Raw genomic sequence first — 17,402 nt, 5'->3', positions numbered from 1 at the left:
TGTCAGTCCTCGAGCGCGCGAACCCGCTCGTGGCGCTGTTGCTCTTCAGGCTGGGCGGTCGACTGCAGGGTGAAATCGAACTCGATTTCGGCAAAGCGACCGCTCACACCATGGGCCGCCGCGCGCTGCTGATCATCGCTGAAGGTGATCTTGGCGATCAGCTCGTCACGGGTGGCGTAGGCGAAATCGTCGTGCAGGTACTGATCGCCGTCGAGGTTGATCTGGGTGGTCAGGTGGCGATGATCCGGCGCGGAAATGAAGAAGTGAATGTGCGCCGGGCGCTGGCCATGACGGCCCAGTTGATCGAGCAGTTGCTGGGTCGGACCGTCCGGTGGGCAGCCGTAGCCCGACGGCACGATGCTACGCAAACGATAGCGGCCTTCGGCGTCGGTCACGATGCGGCGGCGCAGGTTGAACTCCGATTGCGTGGTATCGAAGTACGAGTAGGTGCCACCGGTATTGGCGTGCCAGACGTCGACCACGGCGCCAGCCAAAGGTTCGCCAGCTGTGTTGAACACGCGGCCTTGCATGAACAGGGTCACGCCCGGATCGACGCCATCGTCGAGTCGCGCTTCGCCTTGCGACAGCGGCGCACCGGCCACGTACAGCGGGCCTTCGATGGTGCGGGGCGTGCCGCCGGACTTACCGGCCTGTTCGTCTTCGGCGTCCATCAACAGGTCGAGGTAATGCTCCAGCCCGACACCGGCCACCAGCAGCCCGGCTTCCTGGCGCGCGCCCAGCACGTTGAGGTAGTTGACGGCTTTCCAGAATTCTTCCGGGGTCACGGCCAGGTCTTCGATGATGTTCACCGAATCACGCAGGATGCGGTACACCAGCGCCTTGGTTCGTGGGTTGCCGGCGTCGTTGAGCAGGCCGCTGGCTTCTTCGAGAAATTTCTGGACTTCGGCAGTGTGGGAAATCTTGACGTTCATTTTGAAGGGTTCCTCATCTTGTAATTATTAGCGTAGCGCGCTGAACAGGCTGGGCTCAGCGGTCATCGTCACGGATGGAAGAAGGATGACGGCACATCGCGTCGATCTCGATGGCCATGTACGGAAACAGTGGCAATTGCATCAGCAGGTCATGCAGTTCCTGAACGCTGTCGACATCGAACACGCTGTAGTTGGCGTAGTGACCGGCGATGCGCCACAGGTGGCGCCACTTGCCCAGCTCCTGCAGGCGCTGGGCCAGGGCTTTTTCGTCAGCCTTGAGTTTGGCGGCTGCCTGCGGGTTCATGTCGACCGGCAGGTTCACGGTCATTTTTACGTGGAACAGCATAATGCTCTCCTCAGGCTTGATGAATGGCAGTCGATGTCTTGTCGCGGCGGAAGAACGCCAGGCGTTCTTCATCCAGGCTCAGGCCCAGACCCGGTGTTTTCGGTACGTGCAGTTCAAAATCGCGATACACCAGCGGTTCGCTGAGAATGTCTTCGGTCAGCAGCAACGGGCCGAACAGCTCGGTGTCCCACGCCAGTTTGTTCAGGGTGACGAAGGCATGGGCCGAGGCCATGGTGCCCAAGCCACCTTCAAGCATGGTGCCGCCGTACAGGGCGATGCCGGCTGCTTCGGCGATGGCGGCGGTGCGCAATACAGCGCGTGGGCCACCGTTCTTGGCGATTTTCAGGGCGAACACCGAGGCCGCACCTTCGCGGGCCAGGTTGAACGCATCTTCCACGCATTCGATGGATTCGTCGGCCATGATCGGCGCCGGGCTCATGGCGTTGAGGCGGGCCATGCCGGCGCGGTTGTTGCGCGAGATCGGTTGCTCGATCAGGTCGATACCGTTGGTACCGAGGATTCGGCAGGCACGTATTGCGACGGCTTCGTCCCACGCCTGGTTGACGTCGACCCGCACACTGGCACGATCGCCCAGGGCTTTTTTGATGGCGATGACGTGGGCCAGATCGCGATTGACCTCGCCGGCACCGATCTTCAGTTTGAAAATGCGGTGGCGGCGCAGGTCGAGCATTTTTTCCGCTTCGGCGATGTCTTTTGCGGTGTCGCCGCTGGCCAGGGTCCAGGCCACGGGCAGCGCGTCGCGAACCCGGCCGCCTAGCAATTCGCTCACTGGCAGGCCGAGACGTTTGCCCTGGGCGTCGAGCAGCGCGGTTTCGATACCGGATTTGGCGAAGGTGTTGCCACGGATGCTGCGCTCCAGACGCAACATGGCGGCATTGACATTGCCGCTGTCCTGGCCGATCAACAACGGTGCGAAGTGCGTGTCGATGTTGGTCTTGATGCTGTCCGGGCTTTCATTGCCGTAGGCCAGGCCACCGATGGTGGTGGATTCGCCGATGCCTTCGATGCCGTCGGCGCAACGCACGCGAATGATCACCAGGGTCTGGTTCTGCATGGTGTGCATCGCCAGCTTGTGCGGGCGGATGGTCGGCAGATCGACGATGATCGTCTCGATCGACTCAATGGCGGTTGCTAGCATTTCGATACCCATCAGGTTCTTGGAGTTCTGGAATCGATTCTCGTACGGCTTTTTTCCTGAAGCCAATATAGAATTGGTCTGGCTTGATACCTTAAAGGTATGCAACCGATCCGCGTCTGGAGGCTCCATGGAACTGCGTCACCTGCGTTATTTCCAGGTATTGGCTCAAACCCTCAACTTCACCCGCGCCGCAGAGCTGTTGCACATCGCCCAACCGCCCCTGAGCCGGCAGATCCAGCAACTGGAGGACGAACTGGGGGTGATGCTGCTGGAGCGCGGCCGACCGCTGAAGTTGACCGACGCCGGGCGGTTTTTCCATGAGCACTCCACCGCCCTGCTCGAACAACTGAACAAGGTCTGCGACAACACGCGGCGTATCGGGTTGGGTGAAAAGACCTGGCTGGGGATCGGCTTTGCGCCGTCGACACTGTACGGCGTGCTGCCGGAACTGATCCGGCGGTTACGCAGTGGCGAGCCGCTGGAGCTGGAGCTGGGGCTGTCGGAAATGACCACGTTGCAACAGGTGCAGGCGCTCAAGGCCGGACGCATCGACATCGGTTTCGGCCGGATCCGCATCGACGACCCGGCCATCGTCCAGACCGTGCTCACCGAAGACCGCCTGGTTGCCGCCCTGCCCGCCGGGCACCCGCTGCTCGCCGGTCCCATCAGCCTGCGGGAGCTGGCAAAGGAACCCTTTGTGCTGTACCCCGGCAACCCACGGCCGAGTTACGCCGACCATGTGATTGCCCTGTTCGAGTCCTATGGCGTGCGCATCCACGTCGCGCAATGGACCAACGAGCTGCAAACGGCGATCGGCCTGGTGGGGGCAGGCATCGGGGTCACGCTGGTGCCCGCCTCGGTGCAGTTGCTGCACCGCGACGACATCGGCTTCACCCCGCTGCTGGAAGACAACGCCACCTCGCCGATCATTCTCAGTCGACGGGTGGGCGATGTGTCGCCGGGGTTGAACCATTGTTTGCGGATGATAGATGAACTGCTGCCGCCAGCAGCGTAAGACGATGATCACCTGTGGCGAGGGGGCTTGCCCCCGTTGGGCTGCGTAGCGGCCCTATAAACTTCAGCTTTCATTCAAAAAAACCGGGCGATAGCTTTCAGGGCCGCTTCGCGCCCCAACGGGGGCAAGCCCCCTCGCCACAGATCGGTGTTCACTGGAAACCTGGGTCAGCCCGCAACCCGCCCGGTGACATTCGCAATGAGTGCAATCCAGTTCTCATTTCTGCAAGCGCCTAACGGGCGTTCCCGCCCCAGATCCAGTTCCAGAACCCCGGCAACTCGACCGGCTGCGAATCGTCGCGCACGGTTCGCGCCATGGCCGCCCGCAGTAACGCGGCCTGATCCTCGTAAAACGGCTTGTCCGCGGTTTTCACCCCGGTCTGCCGGGCGCTGTCGAGCAGAATCTGCAGGTACTCACGGGTATGCCGGGCGGTATAACGGTTGAGGTCGTGGAAGGTCACCACCACCGGAATCACCCCATCGACCACCGGCAGTTCGCCGCGGGCAATGCGTTCGCGGACTTCGGACATCGAACGCAGCATGTGCGACCGGCGTCGGGGGCTGGCGTTGAAGCCCCAGATCTTGCCGTCATTGGCGCTCAAGTCCGTCAACAGCACATGCAGGCCATGCCGCTGATAAGCGGCGAAGGTGCGTTTGTCGTAGTTCCAGAATGGCGGGCGCAGCAAGGTTGGGGGGGCGCCGGTGATCGCCGCGATGTCGGCGCTGCCATCGGTCAGGGACTGCTCCAGCTCCTGGGGCTCCAGCGAGCGATGATTGGTGTGCCAGGGCGTGGCGGTGTGGAAACCCAGGATATGACCTTCGGCGTGTTCGCGGCGCATGATGTCCCGGCCCAGCTCGCTGCCGCCAGCCCGCGGTGCGCGGGTTTGCACGAAGAACACGGCTTTGATGCCCGGTTGCAGCGGGTTTTGCGCCAGGCTCTCGAGCACCGTCACGGTCGGATTCCACCAGCTCGATGCACTGGGACCGTCATCGAAGGTCAGCAGAAAGCGGATGGGGGGTTGCTCGTGCAAACGCTGTTCAGTCTGCGCAGTCATTTCGATCGGTGCTGCGATGCACCCCAGCAGACCCACTGCCAAGGCGCACACCGTTAAACACTTGAACAATTGTTTCATCTTTTGCCTTGGGCCAGACCATCACGGTCGATACTTCAACTGGCAGGAATCCTTCGCCCGTTCATCCGTCGTTGGCCCGCATCGAGACGGCGGGCCGAAGTTGGATAAGGTACACAGAGTTTGGTTCCAGTGCTTGCCAGGCCCGTTTCGTCGCCACCAACTAAACTGAAAAAAATGCTCAACCTGGGTGTCAGGCCATGTGCGGACGACTGTCGCAATACCGCGGAATCCACGACTTCGTGGCGGTGCTGAGCATCCCCGACGCGCTGATCAACCGCGTCGGTAACGAGCCCCTGGCGCACTACAACGCCGCGCCCACCACGCCACTCGCCCTGCTGCATCTGGAGAACGAGCGGCTGCACGCCGACCTGGTGCGCTGGGGTTGGCGACCGCACTGGGCGACGGATCGCACGGAACCGGTCAATGCCCGGGTCGAGAAAGTCGCCCATGGCCCGTACTTTCGGGCGATCTGGCCCCATCGCGCGATCTGCCCGATTGATAACTGGTTCGAATGGGTCGACGCCGGTGACGGCAACAAACAACCGTGGTTGATCCGGCGACGCAATCGGGCGCCGGTTTTCTGCGCGGCGATCGGTCAATACCCCATCGGCGGAGCCCCCCACAGGGAGCACGACGGTTTCGTCATCCTGACGGCCGACAGCGCCGGTGGCATGCTCGATGTGCATGACCGGCGACCGGTGGTGTTCTCGCCCGAACTGGCGCGGGAATGGCTGGACCCGGCCACGCCCAAGGAACGAGCCGAGGAAATGGCGTTATCCCAGGGCGAGGCCAGTAACGTATTTGAGTGGTACAAGGTCGACAAGGCCGTTGGCAATGTCAGGAACCAGGGCGCCGCGCTGATCAAAGAAATTCCATGAACCTGTCAATGACGACAAAGCCCCACTCAATGGCGCAATGCTGATTCTCTGTAGGAGCGAGCTTGCTCGCGATGGTCTCAAGAGCGCCGCGTATAGCCAGTAAATACGCGTTATCGTTAACGACCATCGCGAGCAAGCTCGCTCCTACAGAGAATCAGCATTACGCCATTGAGCGGGGTTTTTATGTATTCGCGTGCCGGTCAGAACTTGCGGTCAGGCTCTGACAGTTCCTTACCGTCGTCGGGATGCTTCCAGTCCGGTACCGAACGCTTCTGCTGCTCAATCTCTTCCTCCGTGGGTTCGTCCTCGTCTTCTTCCAGGTCCGGTTGCTTGGGTTCATTGGCCATGTTCACCTCGCTTCCTGAAGGGATCGGTCATCAATTTCAAGTTTAGATCAGTTCCCTTGCCCCGCTCAAAACCACCAGCGCAACAAAAAGAAGAAGCCCATGCTCAACAGCATGCTGAGCAACGTATTGCGCGTGTAAAGCACCAGAGCGACCGCCACCAGTGAGCTGATCAGATAGGGATTGTCCCAGTGCAGGTTCAGCTGTTTTTCCGGCATGAACACAATCGGCCCACAGATCGCGGTCAACATGCCCGGCACGGCAAACCCGAGGAATTGCCGGGCATTGCTGCTCAAGCGCACCGGCAGTCGCGGTTCCAGAAAAACGTAGCGGTTGAGGAACACCAACACGCCCATTCCGACAATCACTGCCCAGACCATCATGTGCGTCCACCGTAGAATTTATTGCAGACAAACCCGGCGGCCATGCCCGCCAGCCCTGACAGCACCAGCGCCGAGCCCCATTGCCAGTAACTGAACAACACCGAGCAGAACAGCGACACCGCCACGCACACCACCGTCGGCACGTTGCGTACCACCGGGGTGATCAGGGCAATGAAGGTGGCCGCGATGGAGAAGTCCAGGCCCAGGTGTTCCAGGCCCGGAATGCTGCTGCCAAGGACGATGCCTGCCAGGGTGAACAGGTTCCAGGCGATGTAGAACGTCAGGCCCACGCCCAGGGCGTACCAGCGGTTGAACTGCTGTTTGTCGTGCTGGCTGGTCAAGGCGAACAGCTCATCGGTGAGCAAGAACCCCAGCCCTGCACGCCAGCGCCCCGGCAATGGCGAAATCACCGAGCGCATGCTCATCCCGTAGAGCAGATGCTGAGAGGTCAGCAGCAGCGTGGTGAGCAAGATCGAAAAAATCCCGGCACCACCCTTGAGCATGCCGATGGCCACCAGTTGCGCGGCACCGGCAAACACAATGCCCGACAAGCCCTGACCTTGCAGGGGCGTGAGGTTGGCCTCGATGGCCATGGAACCGGCCAGCAAGCCCCAGGGCGCGGTGGCCAGGGACAACGGCATGATCGCCGCAGCGCCGCGCAAAAAAGCACTGCGCGGCATGATTGAGTTGGACATAACGCTCTACAGACAGGGAAAGACCCCGGACTGTGCCAGCTGTCGCGACCGAAGGCTTGAACAATCTTGCTCACTCATAGACAACGTGCCATTCATCGGCTGCCCGCTTGATTCACCAAAGTGGTAACAACATGATGGCGCAGCACTTTCATCGAGGCAGGCCCTTCATGAGTTCAGTCGAAACCGACAGCGATGTTTATAAAACCCTGCTTGAGTCGACCCGGGCGATTCCCTGGCGCATCGACTGGAAAACCATGACCTTCAGCTACATCGGGCCGCAGATCGAGCAATTGCTCGGCTGGAAACAGGACAGCTGGCTTTCGGTCAATGACTGGATCGAGCGCATGCACCCGGATGATCGCGACTACGTGATGGACTTCTGCGTCTCGCAATCGCGCGCCGGTATCGATCACGAAGCCGACTATCGCGCACTCACCGAAAGCGGCGGGTACGTGTGGATCCGCGATGTGGTGCACGTGGTGCGCACGAACGGTGAAGTCGAGGCGCTGGTGGGTTTCATGTTCGACATCAGCGAGCGCAAGAAAACCGAAGAACACCTGATCCGCCTGCAAAAGCAGCTCGAAGAATATTCCTTCCAGGACGGCCTGACCGGCATCGCCAACCGGCGCATGTTCGACACCGTGCTGGAGCGCGAGTGGAACCACGCCCAGCGCACCGGTTTGCCATTGTCGGTGATCGTGCTGGATATCGATTACTTCAAGCAGTACAACGACCATTACGGCCACATCAAGGGCGACGAATGCCTGCGCCGCGTCGCGCAAACCCTGTCGCTGGCGGCCAATCGGCCACGGGATTTCATCGCGCGGATCGGTGGTGAAGAATTCGTCTGGCTACTCCCGGAAACCGATGCCGAATCCGCCCGGCTGGTGGCACATAAATGCCTGCACCTGATTCGCCAGCAGCAGATTCCCCATGAGTTCTCCGGGGTGTCGAACCTGCTGAGCGTCAGCCTCGGTGTTGGCACCACCGGCGTTTCGGTGCATGCGACGGCACTGGAGTTCGTCGAACAGGTCGATCTGTTGCTCTACAAGGCCAAGCACAATGGCCGGATGCGCGCCGAGTTCGCTGATTTTCGTGATTGACAAACGGCGCTCCAGCTTTTAAAACTGGGCGCCTCACTCAGGGTGTAAACAAGTATGTCCGCAACCTTCAACCTCAACACTTCCGTCATTGGCTTGATTGCCAAGGCGCAAGGTTGCGTTGCGCACGCCCTCAAATCGAAGAAACAGTCGCTCATGTGACCGGGGCGCGCTGTCCCGTCAGATGAGCTGACAGGACATTGAGCGCGACGGACCACCCTCCCCTTGCTTACTCTCCTTCCATGCCCCTGACGGTGACGAAATCGGTCAACCATCAGGAGAAAGTGCATGTCAGCGTTTCAAGGTATCTGGGTTCCACTGGTCACACCCTTCCACAACGGCGCCATCGATTTCGTCGGCTTGCGCCGGCTGGTCAGCCATCTGCTGGAAAAAGGCGTCGACGGCCTCATCGTTTGCGGCACCACCGGCGAACCGGCGGCGATGGGCAAACATGAGCAACTGGCGGTGCTCGATACGGTGCTGGAGCTGGTGCCGGCGCAACGGGTGGTCATGGGCCTGGCCGGGAATAATCTGACCGAGTTGTTGCAGTTCCAGAGCGAGATCCTCAAGCGCCCGGTGGCTGGTCTGCTGGTGCCGGCGCCGTATTACATCCGCCCGTCCCAGGCCGGCCTCGAAGCGTTTTTCCGCACGGTCGCCGATGCCTCCAGCGTTCCGCTGATTCTCTACGATATCCCTTACCGGACCGGCGTGGCCTTCGAACAGGCGACCCTGCTCAACATCGTCGCCCACGAACGCATCGTCGCCATCAAGGATTGCGGCGGTAATTTTTCGAACACCCTCGCCTTGCTCAACAGCGGCCATGTCGACGTGCTGTGCGGCGAAGACAACCAGATCTTCAACGCCCTGTGCCTGGGCGCCAAAGGTGCGATTGCCGCGTCGGCGCATGTCCATCCCGAACTGTTCGTGCAATTGCACCGGCAGATCCGCGACAACCAATTGGCGGACGGCCGCGCCACGTTTTTCCGGTTGCTGCCGCTGATCAACAGCCTGTTCCTGGAGCCCAACCCGGCCCCGGTGAAAACCGCGTTGGCCCTGCAAGGCTTGATCGGTGACGAACTGCGCGCACCGATGCAACGCAGCAGTGACTCGATGACCGAGCGTTTGAAAGGCGTACTCAGCGCATTGGGCCGCGACAATCGATAGAGCGCTCGCCGCCGGCCCGAGTACCATGGAGCGATTCGTTCAGCCTTCAGAGGCACCGACATGCTGTACCGAATCGCCGCCGACGGGCTGATGCTGTTGCACTTGCTGTTCATAGTGTTTGTGTTATTCGGCGGGTTGCTGGTACTCAAATGGCGCCACCTGATCTGGTGGCATCCGCCCGCTGCGCTGTGGGGTATGGCGGTGGAACTCTTCCACTTGCCCTGCCCGCTGACCGACTGGGAAAACCACATGCGTCATGGGGCCGGGCAATCTGGCTATGGCGGTGGATTCATCGAGCATTACATTTGGCCGGTGATTTACCCGGCCGGGCTGACACCCGGCATTCAGTTGGGATTGGGCGCTGTGGTACTGGTACTCAACGTACTGGTTTATCTTCGAGTGATCAGAAAGTGGAAGTGCCCCTGAAAGATCGCAGCCCGCGGCAGCTCCTTTTCCAGAGCAAAGAGTTGAATCGGGTGAGTAATCTGTAGGAACTGACTTACTCGATAAATGGAAAAGGAGCTGAAAACGCAGGAACAGTCCGACTTAACAATCTATCTACAACCGTCAATAGTACCCCCCCTATTACGGAAAATTTAAACTGCAAAGGGGGCATCATGAATCGCACCACACCGTCAGTCACTGGCGACGCTTCGACATTCGATCGATTACGAGCTGTCTGGAAAGAAATCCTCGGCCACCAGGACATCTCGGCCGACAGCGATTTTTTTGAATGCGGCGCGACTTCCCTGTCGGTCACGATGCTGCTTGGCAGAATTGCCAACCTGTTCAATGTTGACCTGACACCCAAAGATATTTTCGACCATCCGACACTGGCTCAGCAGACGGGCTTGCTCAACGGCAGCGCCCGCGAAGGTAGTGAAAACAACCTATTGCTGGACGCCCATGCCTGGCGCAAGCGAGAAGGTGAAGATACGCCCGGACTGGCTCAACGCGAGGTCCTTGAAAAGCCCCCCGAAACCCCGGCCTATCTGGAAAATGTGGTGATGGCGTTTTACATTCGAGGCGAGTGTTCAGTGGCCAGGGTTCGCGAAGCCTTCGGCGCCGTACTTGAACAGCAACCGGCGTTACGTTGCAGTTTCGAGTTCAACTCACAAGGCCAGTGGCGTCGCTCACAACACGCCCTTGATAAGTTCCCGTTGCCTTTTCACCTGATAAACCTGGCGCTTGAAAGCGATATCAGTCGAACCGTGACCGATCTGATCGCTGAAGAAACATTGACCGCTTTTGACCTGGGACATCCACCGTTGATTCGGGCAACCTACCTTGAATGCCAAGGGACGGATGACGTGCTGATCATCACCGCCCATCACATAGCATTCGATGGCTGGTCAGGTGCGGTACTGATGGACCAGCTTTGCGCGCACTATCAGTCATTACTCGCTACCGGCGTGCCAGACAAAGCCAAATACTGCCTGCAATACGCAGACTATACCGATGCCCAACATCAACGTCTGGCTGAAAACCTGCTGGATAAACATAGCGATTTTTGGCAAGAGACACTTAAACAATTACCCGAACCCTTTCCACTGCGCGGCGCTGTTGAGCGGCCTCGGCAATTTACTTATCGCAGTGCCGTTCTACCGCTCAATCTGGATGTGCAATACCCCGCAATCGCGCAATTATGCAGCCGAACGGGCTTGAGCCTTTATACCGTTATCCTCACTGCGTTCCTGGTTTCTCTCGCCAGAAACACAGGCACGGCCGACCTCTACGTACGCTCTCCAGTAGCCAACCGGACCAACGCGGCCCTGGAACCGGTAGTGGGGTATTTTGTTCACCCCATGGTGATTCGCCCCCGGCTTTGTGAATGGTCGCCTTCTCTGCAGCTGCTGGAGCAGGTCAACCATTGTGTGTTGGATGCCTATGGCCACGCCTTGCTGCCGCCGCATATTTTTGAGGCCAACTGCTCGCCCCGCGCTGTCGCTTACGGCTCCCGATTTCCCTATTGGTATAACCACCATAACTATCCCTCGCGGCAGCGCCAATTAGGTACATCACAGCTCCACGGTATCGGGGTTCCGTCCAGCGGGATCAAGACCGATGTTTCGCTTAACACACTGCGTACCGAAAGCGGATTGATCGGTAGTCTTTCCTACTACCGTGACGCCATTCCTGAAGATTGTGTGCAAAGCCTGCTGGTCAGCTTCAAGCAGGCATTGGACGAGTTACTTGCCATCGGAAAGTAATTGCAAGTAGTGGTGCAGTGTTAAGGCACACTCTTTACAGGAGGCGATCATTGTGATCGGTCAACTCACTGAAACACCTGAAAACAGCGATACATCGTTACTTCTGCATTTAGATGAGCTGCCTGAGCTTGTAGAGAAGACAGTGAAATTCAGTGGTCGCTGCGAGGTTGTCCGGCAACTGGAGGAGCGCTTCGATGCGTTGCTGTTCGATCGCCGCCGCTACCGTTACAACTGCCCCCAGCGGGTGAACTGCTGGTCAGCGAAGCGGCGCGGCGCGGCTGATGCAAGACCCTCAGTTGGCAATCACGCTCATGTTCCGCCCACTGGCCTTGGCCACGTACAGCGCCTTGTCGGCCGCACCGATCAGGTCTTCGGGGCGGACCTGGGAATCGGCATTGCTGGCACACACGCCGACGCTGACGGTCACGGCACCTTGCGGGCTGTCACTGTGGGCAATGTCGGCCTGTAGCACCGCGCGGCGGATTTTCTCCGCCACCAGAAATGCTCCCACATAGTCGTTGCCGGGCAGCACCACGGCGAACTCTTCGCCACCATAACGGGCGGCCAGGTCACCGGGGCGCTTGATGTTGTCCGTGATGATCGCGCTGACCTTGCGCAAACACTCATCACCGGCCAGGTGGCCGTAGCGGTCGTTGAACGGTTTGAAATGATCGACATCGATCATCAGCAGCGCCAACCCGGCCTGGCTGCGTCGGGCGCGCCCCATCTCGGCATCGATGAAAGCGTCGAGCTGGCGCCGGTTGGCCAGCCCCGTCAGTGCGTCCTTGAGGGCCAGGCCCTCGAGGTTGCGATTGACCTCCAGGAGCTTGTCCTGGGTGTCCAGCAACTCGACCTGCACCAGATTCTGTTGCTTCATCAGTTTGATAAGCCGCAACCCCAGTACCCCGAGAAAACTCAGCAACAGCGTGACGATGCAGACGCTGAGCAGCGTTTCCTTGCGCCAGCTGGCAAGCACTTCATCCTTGTTCAGCGCGGTAAAAACGATCAGCGGATAACCCTCGACCCGGCGGTACCCTATCACCCGCTCGACACCATCGACAATCGACCTGATCGTGGCCGTACCAGCGTCGCCCTTGGGCAACAACTGAGTGAACAATGGGCTCTTGGCGAGGCTTGCGCCGATATCCGTCTCCTTGAAGGGTCTGCGGATGACAATGCTGGCATTGTCGGTGATCAGGTTGATCACGCCGTTACTGCCCATGTCGATGCTGTCGTAGAGTTGCAGGAAATGGCTGAGGTAAATCGTCGCCAGCGCCACCCCGGCAAAGCTGCCATCGGGATGATTGACCCGGCGCGAAACCGTCATGATCCATTCACCGCTCGAACGGCTCTTGATCGACGGCCCGATGTGCGGTCCACGGCTGGGATTATCGCGATGGAAGATGAAGTATTCGCGGTCGGAATTGTTGACGCCGGTCTGGCCGGCGCCATTGGAGTTGGCGATCCACTGCCCTTTTTCATCGTAAACGAACAGGCCGTGGAGCTGGCTCAACTCACGGCGCTGGACGTTGAGCAGTTGTGGCAGCCGGGATTGATCCACACCTTCGTGCTCCAGCCGATCGACCAGGGTGAACAGCAGCGTGTCGGCCTGCTTGATCGTTGCCTGCGCTTGCGAGGCCAGGGTCTGCGCAAGGTTGGACATCGCCACTTCCTTGTCATGCAGCAGGTACTGGCGCGAACTCCAGACCTCCCAGATCACGATCGCCATCATCGACAGGCACACCGCCGCCAGCAGGATCACCGCCGAACGGAGTTTGAGTCGGGGCACGGCTGGCCGGAGCATTTCAATAGGATCGTTGATCGACGGATGTCGCATGGTGCTCCCTGATTGTCTGTGACAGGGCGAGTCTTCCTGATCGCCGCTTTTGCTCACTATGCCTGCTACAGGCTCGCAATGATGTTAGCGCGTCCCCTGCTTTACCGCCTCCAGCCACGCCGGATCAAGCCACGTCTGCCCGGTATCGATGCCCAGCGCTTGCATCCGCGCCTTATGTTGGTCCATTTCACGGATCAACTGGTCATGGTCGCTTGAATTACCATCGAGCTGATGCATCTGGTTCAACCCCAGATGGTAGAAACGCAACAGCTTCATGGCAACCGGATCACCCTGTTCCACGGCCGCCGTTACATGATGCATGACATTGGTGATGCTCATCAGGCTGCGCTTGAGCTGCCAACTGTAGACCGCCGGCGCCATCCACGCCTGGCGCCAGAACACTTTGCGTATCAGCACCGCCATCGCCAGCACGGCCACAAACAGGCCACCGACGTTGAAGCGCAGATTGTCGCCCCCCGGTGTGCCGAACAGAGCCACCGTCGCTGTGGACAGCACCATCGCCAGCGCCAGGAAGATCAGGGCAAGGATGACCGTGCTGCGCCGCGTCTGTTGCCGGTAGGTGTCGGCGTTCATCGACTGGATTTCGAACATTGCGTCGGGTTTCCTGAACTTCAATGGTAAAAAGGGGGCTGAGGCAAAAAGACTGCGAGCCATTATCGCCTCTGCGAGGGATTTAGCTATGCTGGGGCTCCTTTTCATCTTTTCATCGTCAAGCGGGGGGACATGGCGAGACCATGCAGTTCGTGCCATCTTCTTTCATGAATACACATCATTCGGATGCCATTCGTGGTTGCTGTGTGAATGACATCGTTTTAAGGATCATTGAATGACCCAACGCCAAGTTATCGACGCCTCCGTCAGCCCCAAAGGCAGCCTGGAAACGCTCTCGCAACGGGAAGTCCAGCAATTGAGCGAAGCCGGTTCCGGCAGCACCTACACCCTCTTCCGCCAGTGCGCCCTGGCCATCCTCAACACTGGCGCCCATGTCGACAACGCCAAGACCATTCTTGAAGCCTATAAAGATTTTGAGATCCGCATTCACCAGCAGGACCGCGGCGTACGCCTGGAACTGCTGAACGCTCCGGCCGACGCCTTCGTTGACGGCGAAATGATCGCCAGCACCCGGGAAATGCTGTTCAGCGCCCTGCGTGACATCGTCTACACCGAAAACGAACTCGACAGCCAACGCATCGACTTGAGCAACTCCCAGGGCATCAGTGACTACGTCTTCCACCTGCTGCGCAACGCCCGCACCCTGCGTCCCGGCGTCGAGCCGAAGATCGTGGTGTGCTGGGGCGGGCACTCGATCAACACCGAAGAATACAAATACACCAAGAAAGTCGGCCATGAACTGGGCCTGCGCAGCCTGGACATCTGCACCGGTTGCGGCCCCGGCGTGATGAAAGGCCCGATGAAAGGCGCGACCATCGCCCACGCCAAGCAACGCATCCACGGCGGCCGCTATCTGGGCCTGACCGAACCCGGAATCATCGCCGCCGAAGCGCCGAACCCGATCGTCAACGAGCTGGTGATCCTGCCGGACATCGAAAAACGCCTGGAAGCCTTCGTCCGCGTCGGCCACGGCATCATCATCTTCCCGGGCGGCGCCGGTACGGCCGAAGAGTTCCTGTACCTGCTGGGTATCCTGATGCACCCGGGCAATGAAGGCCTGCCTTTCCCGGTCATCCTCACCGGGCCGAAACACGCCGCACCGTACCTGGAACAACTGGACGCGTTCGTCGGTGCGACCCTGGGCGACGCCGCCAAGCGGCTCTACCAGATCATCATCGATGACCCGGCCGAAGTGGCGCGCCAGATGACCCAGGGCCTCAAGGCGGTCAAACAGTTCCGCCGCGAGCGCAACGACGCGTTTCACTTCAACTGGCTGTTGAAAATCGACGAAGGCTTCCAGCGCCCGTTCGACCCGACCCACGAAAACATGGCCAACCTGAAGCTGAGCCTCGACCTGCCGTCCCACGAACTGGCGGCCAACCTGCGCCGCGCGTTCTCCGGCATCGTCGCCGGCAACGTCAAGGACAAGGGTATCCGCCTGATCGAAGAGCACGGGCCGTACCAGATCCGTGGCGACGCGGCGATCATGCAGCCGCTGGACCTGCTGCTCAAAGCCTTCGTCGCCCAGCACCGCATGAAACTGCCGGGTGGGGCGGCGTATGTGCCGTGTTATCGGGTGGTGGCGTAGCCAATCTGGTCCACACGCTGTGGTGAGGGGAGCTTGCCCTCTCACCACAATGGATCACCACATCCTGACAAACACGAATTCCTGTGGCGGTGCGGCGGTCCGACAAGCCCCCTCGCCACAAAAGCTCAGCGGTTAATCCAGTGGGGCAACGTTATCCAGTGCGCGGTTGACTGCCAGGTCGGCCAGCATGATCACCTGCTGGATACCCAACAACATGCTGCGCTGCGGGCCGTCCAGGAATGTTGCGAAATCGCTGGCCATGACGCTTGCTGAGGCCAGCGATTCGCAGGCGTGGGCCAATAAACTTTCGGTATCGATACCGGGTGCGATGGTGAACATCGTGCTGGGATTGTGCGGTGCGTTGTTTTTCAGGATGGCGGGGTTTAGATGGAGTCTGGAAGTGCGGTGGGTCGTGCTTTCGGCTTCTGATTCGGGGGGATTGGGTGTGGGTTTGACCATGACGAAACTCCTTGATTGATGGAGCCGCCACGATTCGCTGCGAAACGAAGAAGGTGGCAGCCATACGCAGGTTCGCAGACCGGGAATCAAGGAACCCGGCAGACCCGAAAGCCTCCCGCGCACAGCCGCCATAACACAAAGCAGTGGGCGAACAAAAAGCGCCAACTGCAAGGAAACGGTGGCGCTGAGCGCCTTGATTAACCTGGGCTGCGAAACCCGATCGCTGAATTTGCAGCGACCCGGCAACGATAGAGTCAGGGTCCAAGGCCCACAAGCCGGCGGATTCTGGCGTAGTTGTAGGCAACGACGCAAGGCGGTGTAGCCTCACTCCTGGTCCTACAGCCCTATCTGTCATCCACCAATGTGGCGAGGGAGCTTGCTCCCGCTGGGCTGCGAAGCGGCCCCGAAATCAGACAATGCGGTTTGTCAGACAGACCTCGTTGAATGGATTTGCGACTGCTGCGCAGCCGAGCGGGAGCAAGCTCCCTCGCCACATTGGTGGTGTGAGCCAGAGGACTATTCGTCGGCTGTCAGGCCGTCATCGCGAGCAGGCTCGCTCCTACAATTGGACCAGGTACATCTGGCGGAAATGTGTCGGCTGCCAGGCCGCCTTCGCGAGCACGCTCGCGAAGGCGGTTCAAGGCTGCAATGCCTGAGGCGAGGTGGACGGGTCTTTCGGCGGCCCGGCGGTATCTTCGAGGGAGACTTTCTCGGCCACGAACTGCCAGTCCTTGTAGCTGGCCATGCCGTTGAAGTCCGACCACTCGCTGGGAAAATTCACCTGCTTGAGCGGCTTCTCTGTGGACGGGCAGTACACACCGCTGATCCGTCCGTCGATACCGCGTATCAGCTCCCATTCGCCACCTGTCATCGGCTCCGGGTACAACCGCCGGATATGGTGCCTGGCCTCCGGAAAACGCTCGTCCTGCAACAGGTCCGCCAGTTCTTTCGGGTACTGGGCCACACCGGGCGAACTGCGGTAATAGCTGCGTAGCGCCTGGGCATATTGCGTACCGACCCAGAGCAACTGGTTTTCGCGATCGCGGCGCGCAGCGGTAGCCCACAACTCGCCGGCACTGGCCAGGCCCAGGCCCATCACGACGATCAGAAACAGCACACCCAGGTAGGTAAAGCCATCCTGACCCGATGGCCTACCACTCGGAATAAAGGCTGCCATCTCGCGCCCTCCCGCTGGCCCCACTCTTGATATCGGCAACCCCGCCCGCCACGCCATCCGGTGGCGCGACGATGACCCAGGTGTCCTTGCGCTCGGAAATCGGGTCCAGCGGCTGGCTTCGCAGGTAGCGCAGTTCGACCAGCTGTTCGATGGAATCGGGATAATGCCCGGTGTCTCCATAGTAGTGATCCAGCGCCTCGCGCATGGTCGACAGACTCTGGTGCAAGGTGGTCTCTTTGGAGGTCTCCAGGCTGTTGAAGTAGCGTGGCAAGGCGATCGTCATCAGGGTCGCGATGATTGCCAAGACCACCATCAGTTCAATGAGGGTAAAACCCTTTGGCCGACGCATA

The 17,402-nt window shown here is 59.8% G+C and carries 19 protein-coding genes; 7 read left to right on the top strand and 12 right to left on the bottom strand.

Annotation, left to right across the window (positions count from 1 at the left end):
- Positions 1 to 2 precede the first annotated feature (2 nt).
- The 3 genes from catA to C8K63_RS18550 are packed head-to-tail and all read right to left on the bottom strand — an operon-like array spanning position 3 to position 2,437.
- Complete coding sequence (gene catA, locus C8K63_RS18560) at positions 3 to 932, bottom strand: catechol 1,2-dioxygenase (protein WP_108218025.1); 930 nt, start codon at positions 930 to 932, stop codon at positions 3 to 5.
- A 55-nt stretch (positions 933 to 987) separates the two neighbouring features.
- Positions 988 to 1,278 carry a muconolactone Delta-isomerase gene (gene catC / locus C8K63_RS18555; protein WP_108218024.1) on the bottom strand — a complete coding sequence of 97 codons (291 nt, stop codon included), beginning with the start codon at positions 1,276 to 1,278 and terminating at the stop codon, positions 988 to 990.
- Between the two features lie 10 nt (positions 1,279 to 1,288).
- Entirely contained in the window at positions 1,289 to 2,437 is a 1,149-nt protein-coding gene (locus C8K63_RS18550) for a muconate cycloisomerase family protein (protein WP_177413234.1), read from the bottom strand.
- 127 nt (positions 2,438 to 2,564) lie between these two features.
- Between C8K63_RS18550 and C8K63_RS18545 the strand changes: the two genes are divergently transcribed.
- Positions 2,565 to 3,452 (top strand): LysR family transcriptional regulator, encoded by an 888-nt coding sequence (locus tag C8K63_RS18545; protein ID WP_108218023.1) that lies wholly within the window; start codon positions 2,565 to 2,567, stop codon positions 3,450 to 3,452.
- Between the two features lie 232 nt (positions 3,453 to 3,684).
- Here the strand turns inward: C8K63_RS18545 and C8K63_RS18540 are convergent, their stop codons facing one another.
- Complete coding sequence (locus tag C8K63_RS18540; protein ID WP_108218022.1) at positions 3,685 to 4,584, bottom strand: polysaccharide deacetylase family protein; 900 nt, start codon at positions 4,582 to 4,584, stop codon at positions 3,685 to 3,687.
- A gap of 197 nt (positions 4,585 to 4,781) precedes the next feature.
- On the opposite strand from C8K63_RS18540, the gene C8K63_RS18535 reads away from it, so the two are divergent.
- The gene (locus C8K63_RS18535) at positions 4,782 to 5,462 is read left to right on the top strand and encodes an SOS response-associated peptidase family protein (RefSeq protein ID WP_108218021.1); all 681 of its coding nucleotides are present in this window, start codon (positions 4,782 to 4,784) and stop codon (positions 5,460 to 5,462) included.
- Positions 5,463 to 5,662: 200 nt separating this feature from the next.
- Here the strand turns inward: C8K63_RS18535 and C8K63_RS30375 are convergent, their stop codons facing one another.
- The 3 genes from C8K63_RS30375 to C8K63_RS18525 are packed head-to-tail and all read right to left on the bottom strand — an operon-like array spanning position 5,663 to position 6,884.
- Positions 5,663 to 5,815, bottom strand: coding sequence for a hypothetical protein (locus tag C8K63_RS30375; protein ID WP_158273957.1), 153 nt, complete (start codon positions 5,813 to 5,815; stop codon positions 5,663 to 5,665).
- A 59-nt stretch (positions 5,816 to 5,874) separates the two neighbouring features.
- Positions 5,875 to 6,186, bottom strand: coding sequence for an AzlD domain-containing protein (locus C8K63_RS18530; protein ID WP_177413237.1), 312 nt, complete (start codon positions 6,184 to 6,186; stop codon positions 5,875 to 5,877).
- Positions 6,186 to 6,884 carry an AzlC family ABC transporter permease gene (locus C8K63_RS18525; RefSeq protein ID WP_108218019.1) on the bottom strand — a complete coding sequence of 233 codons (699 nt, stop codon included), beginning with the start codon at positions 6,882 to 6,884 and terminating at the stop codon, positions 6,186 to 6,188. The genes C8K63_RS18530 and C8K63_RS18525 overlap by 1 nt, the downstream gene beginning before the upstream one ends.
- Positions 6,885 to 7,051: 167 nt before the next feature.
- On the opposite strand from C8K63_RS18525, the gene C8K63_RS18520 reads away from it, so the two are divergent.
- The 4 genes from C8K63_RS18520 to C8K63_RS18505 all read left to right on the top strand — a co-directional run bounded on the left by C8K63_RS18520 (position 7,052) and on the right by C8K63_RS18505 (position 11,358).
- On the top strand, positions 7,052 to 7,987 hold the full coding sequence (locus tag C8K63_RS18520) for a sensor domain-containing diguanylate cyclase (RefSeq protein ID WP_108218018.1): 936 nt from the start codon (positions 7,052 to 7,054) through the stop codon (positions 7,985 to 7,987).
- A 285-nt stretch (positions 7,988 to 8,272) separates the two neighbouring features.
- The gene (gene dapA / locus C8K63_RS18515) at positions 8,273 to 9,148 is read left to right on the top strand and encodes a 4-hydroxy-tetrahydrodipicolinate synthase (protein WP_108218017.1); all 876 of its coding nucleotides are present in this window, start codon (positions 8,273 to 8,275) and stop codon (positions 9,146 to 9,148) included.
- A 60-nt stretch (positions 9,149 to 9,208) separates the two neighbouring features.
- On the top strand, positions 9,209 to 9,574 hold the full coding sequence (locus C8K63_RS18510; protein ID WP_108218016.1) for a DUF2784 domain-containing protein: 366 nt from the start codon (positions 9,209 to 9,211) through the stop codon (positions 9,572 to 9,574).
- Between the two features lie 191 nt (positions 9,575 to 9,765).
- Entirely contained in the window at positions 9,766 to 11,358 is a 1,593-nt protein-coding gene (locus tag C8K63_RS18505) for a condensation domain-containing protein (RefSeq protein WP_108218015.1), read from the top strand.
- A 292-nt stretch (positions 11,359 to 11,650) separates the two neighbouring features.
- On the opposite strand, the gene C8K63_RS18495 is transcribed toward C8K63_RS18505, so the two are convergent.
- Positions 11,651 to 13,195, bottom strand: a complete 1,545-nt coding sequence (locus tag C8K63_RS18495) for a sensor domain-containing diguanylate cyclase (protein WP_108218014.1) — start codon at positions 13,193 to 13,195, stop codon at positions 11,651 to 11,653.
- Positions 13,196 to 13,279: 84 nt separating this feature from the next.
- A complete protein-coding gene (locus C8K63_RS18490) occupies positions 13,280 to 13,807 on the bottom strand; it encodes a DUF3087 family protein (protein ID WP_256594974.1) in 528 nt (175 codons plus the stop codon).
- 235 nt (positions 13,808 to 14,042) lie between these two features.
- On the opposite strand from C8K63_RS18490, the gene ppnN reads away from it, so the two are divergent.
- A complete protein-coding gene (gene ppnN / locus C8K63_RS18485) occupies positions 14,043 to 15,416 on the top strand; it encodes a nucleotide 5'-monophosphate nucleosidase PpnN (protein ID WP_108218012.1) in 1,374 nt (457 codons plus the stop codon).
- 132 nt (positions 15,417 to 15,548) lie between these two features.
- Here the strand turns inward: ppnN and C8K63_RS18480 are convergent, their stop codons facing one another.
- The 3 genes from C8K63_RS18480 to C8K63_RS18465 form a co-directional block, all read right to left on the bottom strand.
- Positions 15,549 to 15,875 (bottom strand): DUF6124 family protein, encoded by a 327-nt coding sequence (locus C8K63_RS18480; RefSeq protein ID WP_108218011.1) that lies wholly within the window; start codon positions 15,873 to 15,875, stop codon positions 15,549 to 15,551.
- Positions 15,876 to 16,512: 637 nt separating this feature from the next.
- A complete protein-coding gene (locus tag C8K63_RS18470) occupies positions 16,513 to 17,052 on the bottom strand; it encodes a type II secretion system protein (protein WP_108218010.1) in 540 nt (179 codons plus the stop codon).
- Entirely contained in the window at positions 17,027 to 17,401 is a 375-nt protein-coding gene (locus C8K63_RS18465) for a type II secretion system protein (protein WP_108218009.1), read from the bottom strand. The genes C8K63_RS18470 and C8K63_RS18465 overlap by 26 nt, the downstream gene beginning before the upstream one ends.
- Between the last annotated feature and the right edge of the window lies 1 nt (position 17,402).

Source organism: Pseudomonas sp. GV085 (genome assembly GCF_003050925.1).
GTDB lineage: Bacteria > Pseudomonadota > Gammaproteobacteria > Pseudomonadales > Pseudomonadaceae > Aquipseudomonas.
The sequence above is the reverse complement of the archived record's forward strand: the minus strand, read 5'-3'. Positions and strand labels throughout refer to the sequence as shown.

Coding starts and splice junctions, on each gene's coding strand:
- catA (WP_108218025.1), bottom strand. CDS start 932: ATGAACGTCAAGATTTCCCACACTGCCGAAGTCCAGAAATTTCTCGAA.
- catC (WP_108218024.1), bottom strand. CDS start 1,278: ATGCTGTTCCACGTAAAAATGACCGTGAACCTGCCGGTCGACATGAAC.
- C8K63_RS18550 (WP_177413234.1), bottom strand. CDS start 2,437: ATGCTAGCAACCGCCATTGAGTCGATCGAGACGATCATCGTCGATCTG.
- C8K63_RS18545 (WP_108218023.1), top strand. CDS start 2,565: ATGGAACTGCGTCACCTGCGTTATTTCCAGGTATTGGCTCAAACCCTC.
- C8K63_RS18540 (WP_108218022.1), bottom strand. CDS start 4,584: ATGAAACAATTGTTCAAGTGTTTAACGGTGTGCGCCTTGGCAGTGGGT.
- C8K63_RS18535 (WP_108218021.1), top strand. CDS start 4,782: ATGTGCGGACGACTGTCGCAATACCGCGGAATCCACGACTTCGTGGCG.
- C8K63_RS18530 (WP_177413237.1), bottom strand. CDS start 6,186: ATGGTCTGGGCAGTGATTGTCGGAATGGGCGTGTTGGTGTTCCTCAAC.
- C8K63_RS18525 (WP_108218019.1), bottom strand. CDS start 6,884: ATGTCCAACTCAATCATGCCGCGCAGTGCTTTTTTGCGCGGCGCTGCG.
- C8K63_RS18520 (WP_108218018.1), top strand. CDS start 7,052: ATGAGTTCAGTCGAAACCGACAGCGATGTTTATAAAACCCTGCTTGAG.
- dapA (WP_108218017.1), top strand. CDS start 8,273: ATGTCAGCGTTTCAAGGTATCTGGGTTCCACTGGTCACACCCTTCCAC.
- C8K63_RS18510 (WP_108218016.1), top strand. CDS start 9,209: ATGCTGTACCGAATCGCCGCCGACGGGCTGATGCTGTTGCACTTGCTG.
- C8K63_RS18505 (WP_108218015.1), top strand. CDS start 9,766: ATGAATCGCACCACACCGTCAGTCACTGGCGACGCTTCGACATTCGAT.
- C8K63_RS18495 (WP_108218014.1), bottom strand. CDS start 13,195: ATGCGACATCCGTCGATCAACGATCCTATTGAAATGCTCCGGCCAGCC.
- C8K63_RS18490 (WP_256594974.1), bottom strand. CDS start 13,807: ATGTTCGAAATCCAGTCGATGAACGCCGACACCTACCGGCAACAGACG.
- ppnN (WP_108218012.1), top strand. CDS start 14,043: ATGACCCAACGCCAAGTTATCGACGCCTCCGTCAGCCCCAAAGGCAGC.
- C8K63_RS18480 (WP_108218011.1), bottom strand. CDS start 15,875: ATGGTCAAACCCACACCCAATCCCCCCGAATCAGAAGCCGAAAGCACG.
- C8K63_RS18470 (WP_108218010.1), bottom strand. CDS start 17,052: ATGGCAGCCTTTATTCCGAGTGGTAGGCCATCGGGTCAGGATGGCTTT.
- C8K63_RS18465 (WP_108218009.1), bottom strand. CDS start 17,401: ATGCGTCGGCCAAAGGGTTTTACCCTCATTGAACTGATGGTGGTCTTG.